The following is a 16,534-nucleotide window of genomic DNA, read 5'->3' as shown; positions in this document are numbered from 1 at the left end:
TTTCGGTTCCGGAATCTCCGGTGCCGTCCGGGTACCCGGAGCCGTCGCGGCTAGCCCTCCAGGAAGGCCACCAGGGCGTTCGCGAGCAGGAACGGGTCGTCCGCGCCGCACAGTTCGCGCACGCTGTGCATCGAGAGGATCGCCACGCCGATGTCGACCGTGCGGATGCCGTGGCGGGCCGCGGTGATGGGGCCGATCGTCGTGCCGCACGGCATGGAGTTGTTGGAGACGAAGCTCTGGAACGGCACGTTCGCCTTCTCGCAGGCGGCGGCGAAGACGGCGCGGCCCGAACCGTCCGTGGCGTAACGGTTGTTGACGTTGACCTTGAGGATCGGACCGCCGTTGACCCGCGGGTGGTGCGTCGGGTCGTGCCGTTCCGCGTAGTTGGGGTGGACGGCGTGACCCGTGTCGGAGGACAGGCACACCGTGCCGGCGAAGGCGCGGGCCCGGTCCTCGTACGAGCCGCCGCGCGCGAACACCGAGCGTTCCAGCACGGATCCGAGCAGCGGGCCGTCGGCGCCGGTGTCCGACTGGGAGCCGTTCTCCTCGTGGTCGAAGGCGGCCAGCACGGGGATACGGGTGAGCGGTGCTCCGGAGGTCGCGACGGCGGCCAGCGCGGCGGTGCCCGCGTGCACCGACAGCAGGTTGTCCATGCGCGGGCCGGCGACCAGCTCCCGGTCCCGGCCGAGGTAGGCCGGAGCCTCCACCGGGTGTGTCATCAGGTCCCAGCCGGTGACCGAGCCGGCCGCGAGCCCTGCCTCCTGCTCCAGGAAGTCGATCAGATCGCCGTCCCGGACGTCGTCGCCGAGGCCCCACACCGGCTGCAGATGACGCTGCTTGTCGAGCTTGAGCCCCTCGGTGCTGACCGAACGGTCCAGGTGGATGGCGAGCTGCGGCACCCGCAGCAGCGGACGGTCCACGTTGACCAGGACCGTGGAGCCGTCGCGCAGGCTGAGCCGGCCGGCCAGGCCCAGGTCGCGGTCCAGCCAGGAGTTCATCAGCGGGCCGCCGTAGATCTCGACGGCGACCTGACGCCAGCCGTGCGCCCCGCTGTCCGGGCGCGGCTTGATCCTCAGGTTCGGGGAGTCGGTGTGCGCACCGATGATGTGGAAGGGGGTGTGCGCCTCGGCGCCCTCGGGGACGTACCAGGCGACGATCGCGCCGCCGCGCAGCACGTACTTGCCGCCGCTCGACGCGTCCCAGGCGTCCGTCTCCGCGACCTGCCGGAAGCCTGCCTTCTCCAGCCGTTCGGCGGCATTGGCCACCGCGTGGTACGGCGACGGGCCGGCCGCCAGGAAGGACATCAGGTCGTCGGTGTGGCCGCGGTCGAAGCGGGCTGCTGCGCTCATGGGATTCACCTTAACGACGTGCGCGGGCCCGCTCCCGGAAAGAGAGCGGGCCCGCACAGTATCTACAGGGACGTGGCCGCGGCGGCCTGCCGCGGCGTATCCGGGACGTGTCCGTGGGGACGTCTGCTAGAACGCGGCCTCGTCGAGCTCCATCAGGTCCAGCTCGACACCCGAGGCGACCTTGCGGGCCAGCGTGACACCCGGCAGGACGTTCGCCGCGAAGAACTTCGCCGCGGCGATCTTGCCGGTGTAGAACGCCTGGTCCTTGGCGGAGGCCGTGGCCAGCTTCTCCGCGGCGATCGCGGCACCCTTCAGCAGCAGGTAGCCGACGACGACGTCACCGGAGGCCATGAGCAGACGGGTGGTGTTCAGGCCCACCTTGTAGATGTTCTTGGTGTCCTGCTCGGTGGCGGCGAGGTCGGTCAGCATCAGGCCGACGATCGCCTCCAGCTCCACGGCCGCCTTGGCCAGGTGCTCACGGGCGCCGGCCAGCTCCTCGCCGCCGGTGCCCAGGGCCAGGAACTTCTTGATGTCCTCGGCGAGGGAGTTCAGCGCGGCGCCCTGGTTGCGGACGATCTTCCGGAAGAAGAAGTCCTGGCCCTGGATCGCGGTGGTGCCCTCGTACAGGGTGTCGATCTTGGAGTCCCGGATGTACTGCTCGATCGGGTACTCCTGCAGGAAGCCGGAGCCGCCGAAGGTCTGCAGCGACTGGGCGAGCTGTTCGTAGCCCTTCTCGGAGCCGTAGCCCTTGACGATGGGCAGCAGCAGGTCGTTCAGCGCGTGCTCGGCGGAGGCGTCCTCACCGGCGGCCTCCTTGACCTGGATCGTGTCCTGGATCGAGGCGGTGTACAGCACCAGGGCCCGCATGCCCTCGGCGTACGCCTTCTGCGTGATCAGCGAGCGGCGCACGTCCGGGTGGTGGGTGATGGTGACCTTGGGCGCGGTCTTGTCCATGAACTGCGCGAGGTCCGGGCCCTGGACGCGCTCCTTGGCGTACTCCAGCGCGTTCAGGTAGCCGGTGGAGAGTGTGGAGATCGCCTTCGTGCCGACCATCATGCGGGCGAACTCGATGATGCGGAACATCTGGCGGATGCCGTCGTGCTTGTCACCGATGAGCCAGCCCTTGGCGGGGTGCTTGTCGCCGAAGGTCATTTCGCAGGTGTTGGAGGCCTTCAGGCCCATCTTGTGCTCGACGTTGGTGGCGTAGACGCCGTTGCGCTCGCCCAGCTCGCCGGTCTCGAAGTCGAAGTTGTACTTCGGGACGAGGAAGAGGGAGAGCCCCTTGGTGCCCGGACCGGCACCTTCCGGCCGCGCGAGCACGTAGTGGAGGATGTTCTCGGACATGTCGTGCTCACCGGAGGTGATGAAGCGCTTCACGCCCTCGATGTGCCAGGAGCCGTCCTCCTGCTGGATCGCCTTGGTACGGCCGGCGCCCACGTCGGAGCCCGCGTCGGGCTCGGTGAGCACCATCGTGGAGCCCCACTGCTTCTCCACGGCGATCTTCGCTATGTGCTTCTGGACCTCGTTGCCCTCCTCGAAGAGGATGCCGGCGAACGCCGGGCCCGAGGAGTACATCCACACGGCCGGGTTGGCGCCCAGGATCAGCTCGGCGTAGGCCCAGATCAGGGAGCGCGGCGAGGTGGTGCCGCCGATCTCCTCGGGCAGGCCGAGGCGCCAGTACTCCGAGTCCATGAAGGCCTGGTAGCTCTTCTTGAAGGACGCCGGGACCGGCGCGGTGTTGGTCTCCGGGTCGAAGACCGGCGGGTTGCGGTCGGCGTCGGCGAAGGACTCGGCCAGCTCGTTCTCGGAGAGGCGGGTCAGCTCCTCCAGGACGCTCTTGGCGGTGTCGACGTCCATCTCCTCGAACGGGCCGGTGCCGTACACCTTGTCGCGCCCCAGTACTTCGAAGAGGTTGAACTCGATGTCGCGGAGATTCGACTTGTAGTGCCCCATGGCGACGGCTCCGTAGAGAGATCGGCGAGGCACTGACTCCTCGCACCTAGTTCACGTACCAACAAGTAGCTCCGATGATGCTACCCGTCGGTAATAAGAAGCAACCCCTGCCGGTGCAAGTGTGAGAAGGGTCTATTCCTCGCTTCCCGGGAACGGGGCCGTGAGCAGCGCCGCCCACCGGTCCGGGTGCTCGGCGAAAGGCAGGTGGCCGCCCGGTATCTCCACCAGCCGGGCCCCCGGGATGCCCGCCGCCACCGCCCGGTGCAGCCGGGGCGGGACCAGGTGGTCGTCGACCGGTGAGACGACCAGCGTGGGTGCGGTGATCCGGGCCAGGTCCGCGGTCACGTCCAGCCGCTCCACCAGCTCCACATGCTCCGGGGTGCCCTCCGGAACTCCGCTGCCCGTCTCCTTCGCCGCGCTCTCCAGCTCCTGCGGGTCCATCGCCTCCAGCGCGGCCGGGCTCAGGGCGTGGGCGAGCAGGAACCGGCCGAGCGTGTCCGGATCCCCCGACTCGGCGAGCGCCCGCCACACGCGCGCGGTGAGCCGTACCTGCGCGTCGGCACGGGCGAAGGGCGCGGTCAGGACGAGCCCCGTCACCCGCTCCGGATGCCGGGCGGCCAGCCGTATCGCCACCGGGCCGCCCAGTGAGAAGCCGGACACGGTGAACCGCTCGACGCCCTGCGCGTCGGCCGCGGACATCAACTGGTCGGCCAGCGTGTCCAGTTCGAGCGGTCGGGTGGCGCGCGGGGTGCTGCCCGCGCCCGGATAGTCGGCGCCGATCACCGTGTGCCGCGCGGTCAGCCGGTGCATCACCGGGCCGTAGTTGCGCTCCAGGGATCCGCCGGCGCCGTGCGCGAGGAGCAGGGCGGGGCGGGACGTGCTGCCGTGCATGGGAGACCCCCGTGGTCACTATATGTAGCGATCGATAGAGAAACCGTAGCAAGGATTATCTAACGAGCGCTACATAATTTTCCCCGGACGTCGCGCCGCCGCTCCCGCTCGGTACGCTTGCGCCCATGTACGGCTACGACCAGAACGTCGGTGCTCAGCAGCAGTACGCCGCACCCCAGCAGCCGATGGCCGGCGGCTACGGGCAGCAGCCGCCGCTGTATCCCGAGCCGTCCCCGCCCTCCCTCGCGGACGCGGTGCGCGCCTTCACCACCGGGCAGATGTCCGCCGAGGACTTCCAGCAGATCTTCGCGACGTCGAAGGTGTACTGCCCGCGCGGCGACACCCCCGGCTTCCTCGCCCTGCACAACACCCAGCAGCCGGTGATCCCGATGTTCACCTCGCTCAAGGAGCTGCGCCGGTATGCGGGCAAGGAGTCCAAGTACTTCGTGATCACGGGCGCCGAGGTGATCGACCTGCTCCCCACCGGCTACGGCTTCGTCCTGGACATGGAGGGCGAGCACCGGATGGTGTTCGACGCGAAGGCGGTCGAGCAGATGGTCGACTTCGCGATGCGCCGGATGTACGGCTAGACGCCGCCGCGAAGTCGGCTGACCGGTACTCGTGAGCGTGAGCCCGGAGGGAATTCCCTCCGGGCTTTCTCTGTTCTGGGTGGCAGAAAGTTCAATGCTCAACTAAAGTTGGCGCACAAGGAGGTACCGACCATGCCTGCAGTGACCGTCGAGAACCCGTTGACGCTGCCCCGCGTGACCGCTCCCGCCGATGCGGTGGCGCGTCCGGTGCTGGCCGTCACGACCGCTCCGAGCGGCTTCGAGGGCGAGGGCTTCCCGGTGCGCCGGGCGTTCGCCGGGATCAATTACCGCTACCTCGACCCGTTCATCATGATGGACCAGATGGGCGAGGTGGAGTACGCGCCGGGCGAGCCCAAGGGCACCCCCTGGCACCCGCACCGCGGCTTCGAGACCGTCACCTACATCATCGACGGAGTCTTCGACCACCAGGACTCCAACGGCGGCGGCGGCACCATCACCAATGGGGACACCCAGTGGATGACGGCCGGCTCGGGGCTTCTGCACATCGAGGCGCCGCCGGAGCACCTGGTCATGTCCGGCGGTCTCTTCCACGGCCTCCAGCTGTGGGTGAACCTGCCGGCCAAGGACAAGATGATGCCGCCGCGCTACCAGGACATCCGCGGTGGCAACGTCCAGCTGCTCACCTCCCCGGACGGCGGCGCGCTGCTGCGGGTCATCGCCGGTGAGCTGGACGGCCACGCCGGTCCCGGTATCACGCACACGCCGATCACGATGATCCACGCGACGCTCGCACCCGGTGCGGAGATCACGTTGCCGTGGCGGGAGGACTTCAACGCCCTCGCGTACGTCCTTGCCGGGCGGGGATCCGTGGGCGCGGACCGTCGGCCGGTGCACATGGGGCAGACGGCCGTGTTCGGTACGGGCTCGTCGCTGACGGTGCGGGCCGACGAGAAGCAGGACTCCCACACGCCCGACCTGGAGGTGGTCCTCCTCGGCGGACAGCCGATCCGTGAGCCGATGGCGCACTACGGTCCGTTCGTCATGAACACCAGGGACGAGCTGATGCAGGCCTTCGAGGACTTCCAGAAGGGCCGCCTTGGCACCGTCCCGGCGGTGCACGGCATGACCGAGGGCGGGCTGTAGGCCACGCCGGCCGGCTGAGAGGAAGCCCCGTCCGGATGTCCGGACGGGGCTCTTTCGTGTGCGCGGCGGGAGCTTTTCCGCGCGCAGCGCAAGGAGGCGCGCCGACCCGGATGGGCTAGTTCCGGAAGGCGTTGCGCCGAGCGGGCCCCTAGCGTCGCAACTGCGCGCCTCGTTCCACAGCGCGCACGAGTGGTCGCGCCTGGTGGCCGACACCACGCACACACACCCCAGTTCAGGAGTCACATATGAGCAGCATCCGCAGCGCCCTGGCGTGCACCGCGGCAAGCGTCCTCCTCACCGTCGGCGGGGTCGCGCTGGCCGCCCCCGCCCAGGCCCGGACGGGCCTCGCCCCGCAGAGCACGTCGGTCACGATCCTTGCCGACGACGACACCGGAACCGCCACGAGCACCGACACCAGTACCGCCACGAGCAGCGACACCGGAACCGCCACGAGCAGCGACACCGGCACTGCCACGGACACCGGTACCGGCAACGACAACGGCAATGGCAACGGGAACGGGAACGGGAACGGCAACAACTGCGGTCTCCTCGGCCTCGGTTGCCTCCTCCAGGGTCTCCTCGGTGGTCTCCTCGGCTGAGAACGCTCCCGCAGCACCCGGCCAGCCACCACGTGAGCGGCCGCCCCAAAAGAGGCGGCCGCTCACGTCGTTGGGTCCGCCGGTCCGGCACCTCGACGTCGGCCGACGGCTCGGACGTGTGGGACACCGGTGCCGTCCGCCTCACCCGCCCGGACCGTGCCGCAGGACACCGGCCGGCGGCCGTGGTCCGCTGGAGGCGTGCCGCTGTTGCCCGATCCCGTGCGCCGTCTCGCCGCCTGGTGTGCCGTGCTGCTGCTCGTCGCCGGGGTCGTCTGGGTGGCGGTGCGGTTGTGCGGGGAGTTCCGTACGGCCGTCACACCGGTGCTGCTCGCCCTGCTCGGGACCGCGCTGCTCGGCCCGCTGTACCGGCGGCTCGTGCGGGCCGGGGTGCAGGCGTCGGTGGCGGCCGGGCTCACCTGTGTCGCCGTGGTGGCCGTCGTCGGCGGTGCCGTGTACATCGTCGTCGCCGCGCTCATCGACACCGGCGACCAGATCATCGACTCGCTCAGGAACGCCGCCAAGGGTGTCTCGCAGCGCTTCGGGGCCGCCGGTACCGGGCTCGACGACCTCGCCGTCAACGCGCGCACGCTGCTGCGCAGGTTCGGCGGCACGGCCGCGTCCAACGTCATCAGCGGGGTCAGCGTCGTCGGCGAGAGCATCGCGATGGCCGTGCTCGCCCTGCTGCTCGTCTTTTTCTTCCTGCGCGACTCCCACCGCGCCGTCGTCACCCTCCGGTCCGTCGCGCCCGGCGGCACGGCCGACACGCTGGAGGCCATGGCCCGGCGCGCCTTCGAGGCGGTGGAGGGCTTCATGCGCGGTACGACCGTCATCGCGCTCATCGACGCCCTGTGCATCACCGTCGGCCTGCTGATCCTCCAGGTGCCCGGCGCGCTCGGGCTGGGCGCGCTGGTGTTCGTCGGCGCCTACATCCCCTACCTCGGTGCCTTCATCTCCGGTGCGGTCGCCGTCCTGGTCGCCCTCGCCGACCGCGGGTTCGTCATCGCGTTGTGGGTGCTCGGTGTCGTCCTCGCCGTGCAGGTGCTGGAGGGACATGTGCTGCAGCCGGTCATCCAGAGCCGGACCGTGCAGATGCATCCGGCCGTGGTGATGCTCGCGATCACTGCCGGGGCGTCCGTCGCGGGGATCCTCGGGATGCTGCTCGCGGTCCCGCTGACCGCGGCCGCCTTCGGGGTCGTACAGGAGCTGCGGACGCGTTACGCGGCACCCTCCGACACGTCGTCCTCCGGCCCGTCGTCCTCCGGCGCCTCACCCGAGCCGTCCGCCGACACGTCCCCCGACGCCTCCGCCGACTCGTAGAGCTCGAACCAGATGCTCTTGCCCTCGCCCCGCGGGTCCACGCCCCAGGCGTCCGCGAGGAGTTCGATCAGCATCAGGCCGCGCCCGGAGGAGGCCAGCTCGCCGGGCCGGCGCTTGTGCGGCAGGTCGTCGCCCGCGTCGGTGACCTGCACCCGCAGCCGCCGCGCAGCCGCATCGCCGGTCACCTCGGCGAGCAGCAGCGCGTCGGCGTCGGTGTGGACGAGAACGTTGGTGACCATCTCCGAGACCAGCAGCACCGCCGAGTCGACCTGGTCCGCGCCGGCCCAGTCGTGCAGCAGCTCACGCAGGTGCCGGCGGGCCTCGGCGATCCGGTCCGGCTCGTCCTGCGCCACCGACAGCAGCGTGCGCCGGACCGCGGGCCGTGCCGTCTCCTTGAGCGGCCGGCTCAGCAGCACCAGCGCGATGTCGTCCTCGCGGCGGTCGGCCAGGGGGCCGGTGGTGTGGTGCGAGGACGGCCCGTGCACGCCCTGCACCAGAGCGTCGGCCAGCGATTCCAGCTCGGGCCCGTCGGCCCCCCGGTGGTCCTCCATGATCGTGCGCAGCCGGCGCCAGCCGCTCTCCATGTCGTGCCCACCGGTCTCGATCAGACCGTCGGTGCAGAGCATCAGCGTCTCGCCCGGCTCCAGGGTGAACCGGGTCGTCGGATAGTCCGCGTCCGGGTCGATGCCCAGCGGCAGTCCGCCCGCCGTCGGCCGCATCATCACCGTGCCGTCGGCCATCCGGATCGCCGGATGCGGATGCCCGGCACGGGCGATCTCCAGCGTCCCGCTCGCCGGGTCGGCCTCCACGTACACGCAGGTCGCGAAGCGCAGGTCGGCCATCTGGTGGTCGTCGTGCGTGATGCCGTGCAGGAACCGGGACGCCCGGGAGAGCACGGCGTCCGGGCGGTGGCCCTCGGAGGCGTAGGCCCGCAGGGCGATGCGCAGCTGGCCCATGAGACCCGCGGCCCGTACGTCATGGCCCTGGACGTCGCCCATGGCCAGCGCGAAGCGGCCCGAGGGCAGCGGGATCAGGTCGTACCAGTCGCCGCCGACCTGGAGTCCGCCGCCGGTCGGGATGTACCGGGCGGCCACCTGCATCCCGGGGATCTCCGGGCCGAGCGAGGGCAGCATGGAGCGCTGCAGGCCCTCCGTCAGCTCCCGCTCGGACTCCTCGGCGCCGGCCCGGGACAGCGCCTGGGCGAGCATCCGGGCCACCGTCGTCAGAACCGCGCGTTCGTCGGGTGTGAACGCCACCGGATAGGCGAAGGCCGCCATCCAGGCGCCCATCGTGCGTCCGGCCACCGTCAGCGGGAGGAAGGCCCAGGAGCGACGGCCGAAGGGCTGGGCGAGCGGCCAGGTCGCCGGGTAGCGCTCCTTGTACTCCTCGGGCGAGGACAGATACACCGCGCGGCCGGTCCGGACGACCTGGGCCGCCGGATAGTCGGTGGTCAGCGCCATATGCGAGAAGGGGCCCATGTCGCCGGGCTGGTGCCCGTGCTGGCCGATGATCGTCAGCCGGTCGCCCTCCGCCCCGAACACCACGAGCCCGTCCGGCGAGAAGCCCGGCATCGACAGGCCGCCGACCACCCGCAGCACCTCCGCCGTGGACCGCGCCTCCGCCAGCGCCCGGCCCGCGTCCAGCAGAAATGCCTCGCGTGAGCGCCGCCAGTCCCCGGTGACCGCGCTGCGGGCCGCCGCCGTGCCCGGGGTCGGCTCGGTGACCTCCTGGAGGGTGCCGATCAGCTCGTACGCCCGCCGCTCGGCATCGAAGGAGGGTTTCGACCGGCTGCGGACGACCCGCAGGATGTTCCCCTGCTCGTCCATGATCCGGATGCGCACTTCCGCGAGCGTGCCCTCGTCGACCGCCAGCGGGACCACGCCGGTGATCTCGTTCCAGTCCTCCGGGTGCAGTCGCGCCCGGGTCTGGGCCTCGGTGAGGGTGGTCGCCTCCGCGGGCAGTCCGAGCAGCCGCGCCGCCTCCGCGTCGACGGTGACCAGTCCGGCGGCCGTGTCCCACTGCCACAGCCCGGTCGCGAGGGCGGCGAGGACATCCCCGACGGACGGGAGAGGCTCGCCAGTGCGCATTGCCCTACTTTAGGGAGATCTGATCGAGGGGTGCCACTGTAAGAAGGCCCGATCGGCGGGCGTCACGGTTGGAGGTGCCGCCTAAGTCCGGGAGCCGCCGCCGGGTGGCGGACGGTAATGGTGGGGAGCCGATCTTGGGGTGCCCGGTACCCTTGATGGGTCCGGGCCCCGTGCCCGTTCTCGCGGGGGAGAGCACGCCCCGCAGACCTCACACACGAAGGACGATGAACGACGATGCATCGGTACAGGTCCCACACCTGCGGCCAGCTCCGCGCCTCTGACGTCGGCACCGACGTCCGGCTGAGTGGCTGGCTGCACAATCGGCGCGACCTGGGTGGCATCCTCTTCATCGATCTGCGCGACCACTACGGCATCACGCAGCTGGTCGCCCGCCCCGGCACGCCCGCCTACGAGGCCCTGGACAAGATCTCCAAGGAGTCCACGGTCCGCATCGACGGCCGCGTTGTTTCACGTGGAACCGAGAACGTGAACCCCGATCTGCCGACCGGTGAGATCGAGGTCGAGGTGGCCGAGGTCGAGCTGCTCGGCGCCGCCGCGCCGCTGCCGTTCACCATCAACGCCGAGGACGGGGTCAACGAGGAGCGGCGCCTGGAGTACCGCTTCCTGGACCTGCGCCGCGAGCGCATGCACCGCAACATCATGCTGCGTACGCAGGTCATCTCGGCGATCCGGCACAAGATGGCCGCGATGGGCTTCAACGAGATGGCGACGCCGATCCTGTCGGCCACGTCCCCCGAGGGCGCGCGCGACTTCGTGGTCCCCTCCCGCCTCCACCCCGGCAAGTTCTACGCGCTGCCGCAGGCCCCGCAGCAGTTCAAGCAGCTGCTGATGATCTCCGGCTTCGACCGCTACTTCCAGATCGCGCCCTGCTTCCGCGACGAGGACGCCCGCGCCGACCGCTCGCCCGGCGAGTTCTACCAGCTCGACGTCGAGATGAGCTTCGTCGAGCAGGAGGACGTCTTCCAGCCGATCGAGAAGCTCATGACCGAGCTGTTCGAGGAGTTCGGCGGCGGCCGGCATGTCACCTCCCCCTTCCCGCGGATCCCGTTCCGCGAGGCGATGCTCAAGTACGGCTCCGACAAGCCGGACCTGCGCGCCAAGCTGGAGCTGGTGGACATCACCGACGTCTTCGAGGGCTCGGAGTTCAAGGCCTTCGCCGGCAAGCACGTGCGTGCGCTGCCGGTGCCGGCCGTGCAGGACCAGCCGCGCAAGTTCTTCGACCAGCTCGGCGAGTTCGCGATCTCGCTCGGCGCGAAGGGCCTGGCGTGGGTCCGTGTCGGGGAGGACGGTTCCCTCTCCGGCCCGATCGCGAAGTTCCTCACCGAGGAGAACGTCGCCGAGCTGACCAAGCGCCTGTCGCTGGCCCCCGGCCACGCGGTCTTCTTCGGCGCGGGCGAGTTCGACGAGGTCTCGAAGATCATGGGCGCGGTCCGCGTCGAGGCCGCCAAGCGCGTCGGCCACTTCGAGGAGGGCGTCTTCCGCTTCTGCTGGATCGTCGACTTCCCGATGTACGAGAAGGACGAGGAGACCGGCGCGATCGACTTCTCGCACAACCCCTTCTCCATGCCGCAGGGCGGCCTGGAGGCCCTGGAGACCCAGGACCCGCTGGACATCCTGGGCTGGCAGTACGACATCGTCTGCAACGGTGTCGAGCTGTCCTCCGGCGCGATCCGGAACCACGAGCCGGAGATCATGCTCAAGGCCTTCGAGATCGCGGGCTACGACCGCGAGACCGTCGAGGAGAAGTTCGCCGGCATGCTCCGCGCCTTCCGCTTCGGCGCCCCGCCGCACGGCGGCATCGCCCCGGGCGTGGACCGTATCGTGATGCTCCTCGCGGACGAGCCCAACATCCGCGAGACGATCGCCTTCCCGCTCAACGGCAACGCCCAGGACCTGATGATGGGCGCCCCCACCGAGCTGGAGGAGGCCCGCCTGCGCGAGCTGCACCTGAACATCAGGAAGCCGCAGCCGAAGTAGTACGGCGCCGTTCGTCAGTCCCCCGCATCGGGGCCGGACTCCGTGTCCGGCTCGATGTCGGGGGACGCGCCGTCTTCCAGGAGGCGCTCGGCGATGTCGTCGGACCAGCGCTGGGCCCAGACGCGCAGGGCCACGACCTGTTCCTCCGTCAGCCCGTACCGGAGGAAGTCCACGTCGGAATAGAAGTCCGTGCCCGTCAGCCGGGACTGCAGGGTCGGCAGGTCGAACGGGTCATGGGCGTGCCGGCGGCCCAGTGCCTCCAGGCCGGGCAGCGAGAACCGGGCCGCGGCGGCCCGCGCGTCGATCAGATCGACCGCCGCGCCCCGGTCGTACAGCGCCCGGATCTTCGTACCCACGGCGTCCTCCAGGGAGAGGGCCGGGCCGTACTCGGTCAGCTCCGGCGGCTGCCAGAAGGCCTCCTTGTGCAGGGCCAGGGCGCAGGGTTCGCCGGTCGGCGGGTCGGTGACGGTCAGCTGCGCGGTGAGCGCGGCGACGGCACCCGCCCGCACCTGCCGGCCGCGGGCCTCCAGGGTGGCGCCGACGGCGGCGGCGATCCGGTCCATGCCCTCGGAACTCTCCGTGGCGAAGTCGAGATTGCCGTGCGGACGCCGCACCAGGCCGTGCGCCTGCAGGGCGTATCCACCGGCGAGCACCAGTCCGTACGGGCCGCTCGCGGTGACGACGTCGGCGAGGAGCCGGTGGTGGGGTTCGGGGACGTTCAAGATTTTTCCGGGTTTCTGTCACACGGGTGCGGGCTGGGGGTTCAGAGAGGTGTCCGGAGTTTTCGACCGCTCGATGCTCGATGGGAGCCTCTCATGCGTACCGCCCAGATCATCGTCACCCTGCTCGCCGCGCTGATGGCCGGTTTCTCCGGTGCGGTGCTGCTGCTGCGGGCCCAGTGGATCGTGAAGGCGCTCACCGACTACGCGGTGCCGCAGAGCTGGTGGACCCTGCTCGGCGTGGCCAAGACCGCCGGGGCCGTCGGGCTGGTGGCCGGGCTGTTCGTGCCGGTGATCGGCGTGGCGGCCGGGATCGGGCTGGTGCTCTACTTCCTCGGGGCCGTCGTCACCGTGGCCCGCGCCCGCTGGTACTCCCACATCCCGTTCCCCCTCGTCTACGCGGCCCCCGTCGTCGGCGCGCTCGTCCTCGGGCGCGCCGCCTGAAGAATCCGGGAGGAGTCGTAAGCAGGTTCAGCACCCCCTGAGGACTCCTCCGTGGCAGCTCCCTCCCACTGCCGGTCACTCCGCAAGCGCCGCACCCTCGTCGTGGCCGCCGCCGTCGTGGCCGCCGGCGTCGGTGCCGGTGCGCTCGTGATGAACGCGAACGCCGGGACGACAGGCGACCTGTACAACCGTGCGGGTCTCTGGGGAGTCTCCTCGACGCAGCGATGTGATCAAGAAGAACAGCAGGGGAACGGACGTTTACATGCGCAGAGTTCGTACAGTCGCGGCGCTCGCCACCGCCACGCTCGTCTCGGCGGGCAGTGTGGTGCTCGGCGCCGGCGGCCCCGCCGTCGCGGCCGGCTCCACGGCCACGACGGCCTCCGCCGCGGGGAAGACGGCGGACTTCAACAAGGACGGGTACGGCGACCTGGCCGTGTCCGCGCACGGCTGCGTCGTGGTGATGTACGGCACCGCGACCGGTCTCACCGCCTCCCGGCACCAGACCGTCGGCCACTGCACCGGCCCGAACGAGCCCTGGGGCTTCGGCCTCTCGATGACCACGGGGGACCTGGACGGCGACGGCTACGACGACCTCGTGGCCTTCGATGACGCGACCTCGGCCGTGACGGTCGACTGGGGCGGCCCCACCGGCCTGTCCTCCCGCACACAGCTCGCGGTCAAGGCGAACGTGCCGATCCCGATGGTCGCGGCCGACTTCGACGGCGACGGCAAGGACGACCTGGTCGTCAGCGACTCCTATTGGCACACCGAGCTGCTCCGGGGACCCTTCACCCGGGACGGCGCGAACGCCTCGACCAGCCCCGTCGACAACAAGATCAACTCCGGCCGCCTGGTCGCCGGGGACGTGAACGGTGACCACGTGGCCGATCTGCTGTCCGTGGGCAGGAACGGCGGCGACTCCGCCGACGCCAGCCTGGTGCTCGGCTCCAAGAGCGGCTTCGGCCCCGCCAAGGTCTTCTCCACCAAGGTCAACTCCGGCTCCATCGCCGACGTCGACGGCGACGGATACGGGGACGTGGTTCTCGGTGCCGGGCTGGAGGGCTACCAGCCGGCGGGCGTCGTGGGCGGCTCCATCGTCGTCCGGTACGGCAGCGCCGGCGGGATCAGCACCACCCGCCCTGCGGTGCGCATCAGCCAGGACACCACGGGCGTGCCCGGAGCCGGCGAGAAGTACGACCGGTTCGGCTTCAACGTCGACACCGGGGACGTCAACGGCGACGGCTACGCCGATGTGGCGATCGGTGTGGAGCAGGAGAGCATCTCGGGAGTCAGCACCACGGGTGCGGTGACCGTGCTGCGCGGCTCCGCCAAGGGCCTGACCGCCACCGGCGCGGTGTCCTGGCACCAGAACACCGCCGGTGTGGCGGGTGTCGACGAGGCGTACGACAGGTGGGGGCAGCAGGTCTCCCTCGCCGACATGAACGGCGACGGCCGCAGCGAACTCGTCGTCGGCACGGACTCCGAGAACATCTACGAGGGCAACCTCTGGTACTTCAAGTCGGGCAGCGCCGGCCTGACGACCAGCGGCTCCGTCTCCGTCGGCCCCCGGACGTTCGGGCTCACGCCCGAGCAGCAGTACTTCGCGCGGACCGTGGCCAAGTGAGCGGACGGTAGCGGCACGGGCAAGGCCCCGGCGCACCGTGCGCCGGGGCCTTGCCCGTGTTGTCCGTGCGGGGCTCAGGCGCCCTCGCCGCCGAAGCGCTCCTTGTACGCCGCCAGGTCCTCGTCCGTGAGCTTGGCGAACAGCACCGGCGGGACCGTGAAGGGGGTGCCGGCGGGGACGGCGGTGAGGGACTTCGCCTCGTCGGGGGTGACCCAGACGGCGGTGTCCTGCTGGAGGGAGAAGGCCTGGCGCATGGCGGCGGACGTGGCCGGGATCAGCGGCTCCGAGACCACCGCGTACAGGTGGATCAGGTTCATCGCCGTGCGCAGGGTGAGGGCCGCGGCGTCCTTGTCGGTCTTGATCTGCAGCCAGGGGGCCTTCTCCTCCAGGTAGGAGTTGCCGGCCGACCACAGGGCGCGCAGGGCCGCGGCGGCCTTGCGGAACTGCAGCGCCTCCATGTGCTCCTCGTACTCGGCGAGCAGCCGGGCGATCTCCTCGCCGAGGCGGTTCTCCGCCTCGCCCGCCTCGCCGCCGGCCGGGACCTCGTCGCCGAAGCGCTTCTTCGAGAAGGACAGCACACGGTTGACGAAGTTGCCGAGCGTGTCGGCGAGGTCCTTGTTGACCGTGGCGGTGAAGTGCTCCCAGGTGAAGGACGAGTCGTCCGACTCCGGGGCGTTGGCGATCAGGAAGTAGCGCCAGTAGTCGGCGGGCAGGATGTCCAGGGCCTGGTCGGTGAAGACGCCCCGCTTCTGCGAGGTGGAGAACTTCCCGCCGTAGTACGTCAGCCAGTTGAAGGCCTTGACGTAGTCGACCATCTTCCAGGGCTCGCGGATGCCGAGTTCCGTCGCCGGGAACATCACCGTGTGGAAGGGGACGTTGTCCTTGGCCATGAACTCGGTGTACCGGACGTCGTCCGCCTCGTACCACCAGGACTTCCAGTCCCGGTTCTCCGGGTCCTGGTCGGCCCACTCCTTCGTCGCGCCGATGTACTCGATCGGGGCGTCGAACCAGACGTAGAACACCTTGCCCTCGGCCGCCAGCTCCGGCCAGGTGTCGGCCGGGACCGGGACACCCCAGTCCAGGTCACGGGTGATCGCACGGTCGTGCAGGCCCTCGGTCAGCCACTTGTGGGCGATGGAGGAGGCCAGCTGCGGCCAGTCCTTGTCGTGCCGGGCGACCCACTCGCGGACCTCGTTCTCCAGCTTCGACTGGAGCAGGAAGAGGTGCTTGGTCTCCCTCACTTCGAGATCCGTGCTGCCCGAGATCGCCGAGCGGGGGTTGATCAGATCCGTCGGGTCCAGGACGCGGGTGCAGTTCTCGCACTGGTCGCCGCGGGCCTTGTCGTAGCCGCAGTGCGGGCAGGTGCCCTCGACGTAGCGGTCCGGGAGGAAACGGCCGTCGGTGGGGCTGTACACCTGACGGATGGCCCGCTCCTCGATGAAGCCGTTCTCGTTCAGCTTGCGGGCGAAGTGCTGGGTGATCTCGCGGTTCTCGGGGCTGGAGCTGCGGCCGAAGTAGTCGAACGCGAGCGCGAAGCCGTCGTAGACCGCCTTCTGCGCGTCGTGCGCCTGGGCGCAGAACTCGTCGACCGGCAGGCCCTGCTCCTTGGCGGCCAGCTCGGCCGGGGTGCCGTGCTCGTCGGTCGCGCAGATGTACAGGACGTCGTGGCCGCGCTGGCGGAGGTACCGGGCGTACACGTCGGCCGGGAGCATGGACCCCACCATGTTGCCCAGGTGCTTGATCCCGTTGATGTACGGAAGGGCGCTGGTGATGAGGTGTCGAGCCATCGTGGCTGCTCCCAGGTCGCGTTTTCTGCGGTTTCGAACCTTGAAATCGTAGCCGACAGGGGTGGGCCGCCC

General features: G+C 70.2%; 13 protein-coding genes. 7 read left to right on the top strand and 6 right to left on the bottom strand.

The window, feature by feature from the left end; translation table 11 throughout:
- Window positions 1–50 precede the first annotated feature (50 nt).
- The 3 genes from ACIGXP_RS10635 to ACIGXP_RS10625 all read right to left on the bottom strand — a co-directional run bounded on the left by ACIGXP_RS10635 (window position 51) and on the right by ACIGXP_RS10625 (window position 4,193).
- Window positions 51–1,349, bottom strand: a complete 1,299-nt coding sequence (locus tag ACIGXP_RS10635; protein WP_363219259.1) for a M18 family aminopeptidase — start codon at window positions 1,347–1,349, stop codon at window positions 51–53.
- Between the two features lie 126 nt (window positions 1,350–1,475).
- Window positions 1,476–3,302 (bottom strand): acyl-CoA dehydrogenase, encoded by a 1,827-nt coding sequence (locus ACIGXP_RS10630; protein ID WP_363219260.1) that lies wholly within the window; start codon window positions 3,300–3,302, stop codon window positions 1,476–1,478.
- 132 nt (window positions 3,303–3,434) lie between these two features.
- Window positions 3,435–4,193, bottom strand: coding sequence for an alpha/beta fold hydrolase (locus ACIGXP_RS10625; protein WP_399766500.1), 759 nt, complete (start codon window positions 4,191–4,193; stop codon window positions 3,435–3,437).
- Between the two features lie 125 nt (window positions 4,194–4,318).
- Here ACIGXP_RS10625 and ACIGXP_RS10620 point away from each other — a divergent pair, with 125 nt between their 5' ends.
- The 4 genes from ACIGXP_RS10620 to ACIGXP_RS10605 all read left to right on the top strand — a co-directional run bounded on the left by ACIGXP_RS10620 (window position 4,319) and on the right by ACIGXP_RS10605 (window position 7,803).
- Window positions 4,319–4,783, top strand: coding sequence for an SseB family protein (locus ACIGXP_RS10620; RefSeq protein WP_031172737.1), 465 nt, complete (start codon window positions 4,319–4,321; stop codon window positions 4,781–4,783).
- 132 nt (window positions 4,784–4,915) lie between these two features.
- A complete protein-coding gene (locus ACIGXP_RS10615) occupies window positions 4,916–5,887 on the top strand; it encodes a pirin family protein (RefSeq protein ID WP_363219262.1) in 972 nt (323 codons plus the stop codon).
- Window positions 5,888–6,132: 245 nt separating this feature from the next.
- Window positions 6,133–6,486: a hypothetical protein gene (locus ACIGXP_RS10610; protein WP_399766496.1), complete on the top strand. Its 354-nt coding sequence runs from the start codon at window positions 6,133–6,135 to the stop codon at window positions 6,484–6,486.
- Window positions 6,487–6,684: 198 nt separating this feature from the next.
- Window positions 6,685–7,803: an AI-2E family transporter gene (locus ACIGXP_RS10605; RefSeq protein ID WP_399766494.1), complete on the top strand. Its 1,119-nt coding sequence runs from the start codon at window positions 6,685–6,687 to the stop codon at window positions 7,801–7,803.
- Here ACIGXP_RS10605 and ACIGXP_RS10600 read toward each other — a convergent pair.
- Complete coding sequence (locus ACIGXP_RS10600; RefSeq protein WP_399766491.1) at window positions 7,701–9,890, bottom strand: SpoIIE family protein phosphatase; 2,190 nt, start codon at window positions 9,888–9,890, stop codon at window positions 7,701–7,703. The two genes, ACIGXP_RS10605 and ACIGXP_RS10600, sit on opposite strands and share 103 nt — an antisense overlap.
- Window positions 9,891–10,124: 234 nt before the next feature.
- Between ACIGXP_RS10600 and aspS the strand changes: the two genes are divergently transcribed.
- Window positions 10,125–11,888: an aspartate--tRNA ligase gene (gene aspS / locus ACIGXP_RS10595; protein ID WP_399766488.1), complete on the top strand. Its 1,764-nt coding sequence runs from the start codon at window positions 10,125–10,127 to the stop codon at window positions 11,886–11,888.
- 14 nt (window positions 11,889–11,902) lie between these two features.
- Here the strand turns inward: aspS and ACIGXP_RS10590 are convergent, their stop codons facing one another.
- Window positions 11,903–12,610 (bottom strand): nucleotidyl transferase AbiEii/AbiGii toxin family protein, encoded by a 708-nt coding sequence (locus ACIGXP_RS10590; protein WP_399766486.1) that lies wholly within the window; start codon window positions 12,608–12,610, stop codon window positions 11,903–11,905.
- 93 nt (window positions 12,611–12,703) lie between these two features.
- Between ACIGXP_RS10590 and ACIGXP_RS10585 the strand changes: the two genes are divergently transcribed.
- The gene (locus tag ACIGXP_RS10585; protein WP_399766483.1) at window positions 12,704–13,051 is read left to right on the top strand and encodes a DoxX family protein; all 348 of its coding nucleotides are present in this window, start codon (window positions 12,704–12,706) and stop codon (window positions 13,049–13,051) included.
- 262 nt (window positions 13,052–13,313) lie between these two features.
- Window positions 13,314–14,675: an FG-GAP and VCBS repeat-containing protein gene (locus tag ACIGXP_RS10580; RefSeq protein ID WP_399766480.1), complete on the top strand. Its 1,362-nt coding sequence runs from the start codon at window positions 13,314–13,316 to the stop codon at window positions 14,673–14,675.
- Between the two features lie 74 nt (window positions 14,676–14,749).
- On the opposite strand, the gene metG is transcribed toward ACIGXP_RS10580, so the two are convergent.
- Window positions 14,750–16,462 carry a methionine--tRNA ligase gene (gene metG / locus ACIGXP_RS10575; RefSeq protein ID WP_399766477.1) on the bottom strand — a complete coding sequence of 571 codons (1,713 nt, stop codon included), beginning with the start codon at window positions 16,460–16,462 and terminating at the stop codon, window positions 14,750–14,752.
- Between the last annotated feature and the right edge of the window lie 72 nt (window positions 16,463–16,534).

This window comes from Streptomyces sp. NPDC053069, from assembly GCF_044546895.1.
Classification (GTDB): domain Bacteria; phylum Actinomycetota; class Actinomycetes; order Streptomycetales; family Streptomycetaceae; genus Streptomyces.
Note: the sequence above shows the minus strand (reverse complement) of the source record. Positions and strands in the feature narration are given on the sequence as shown.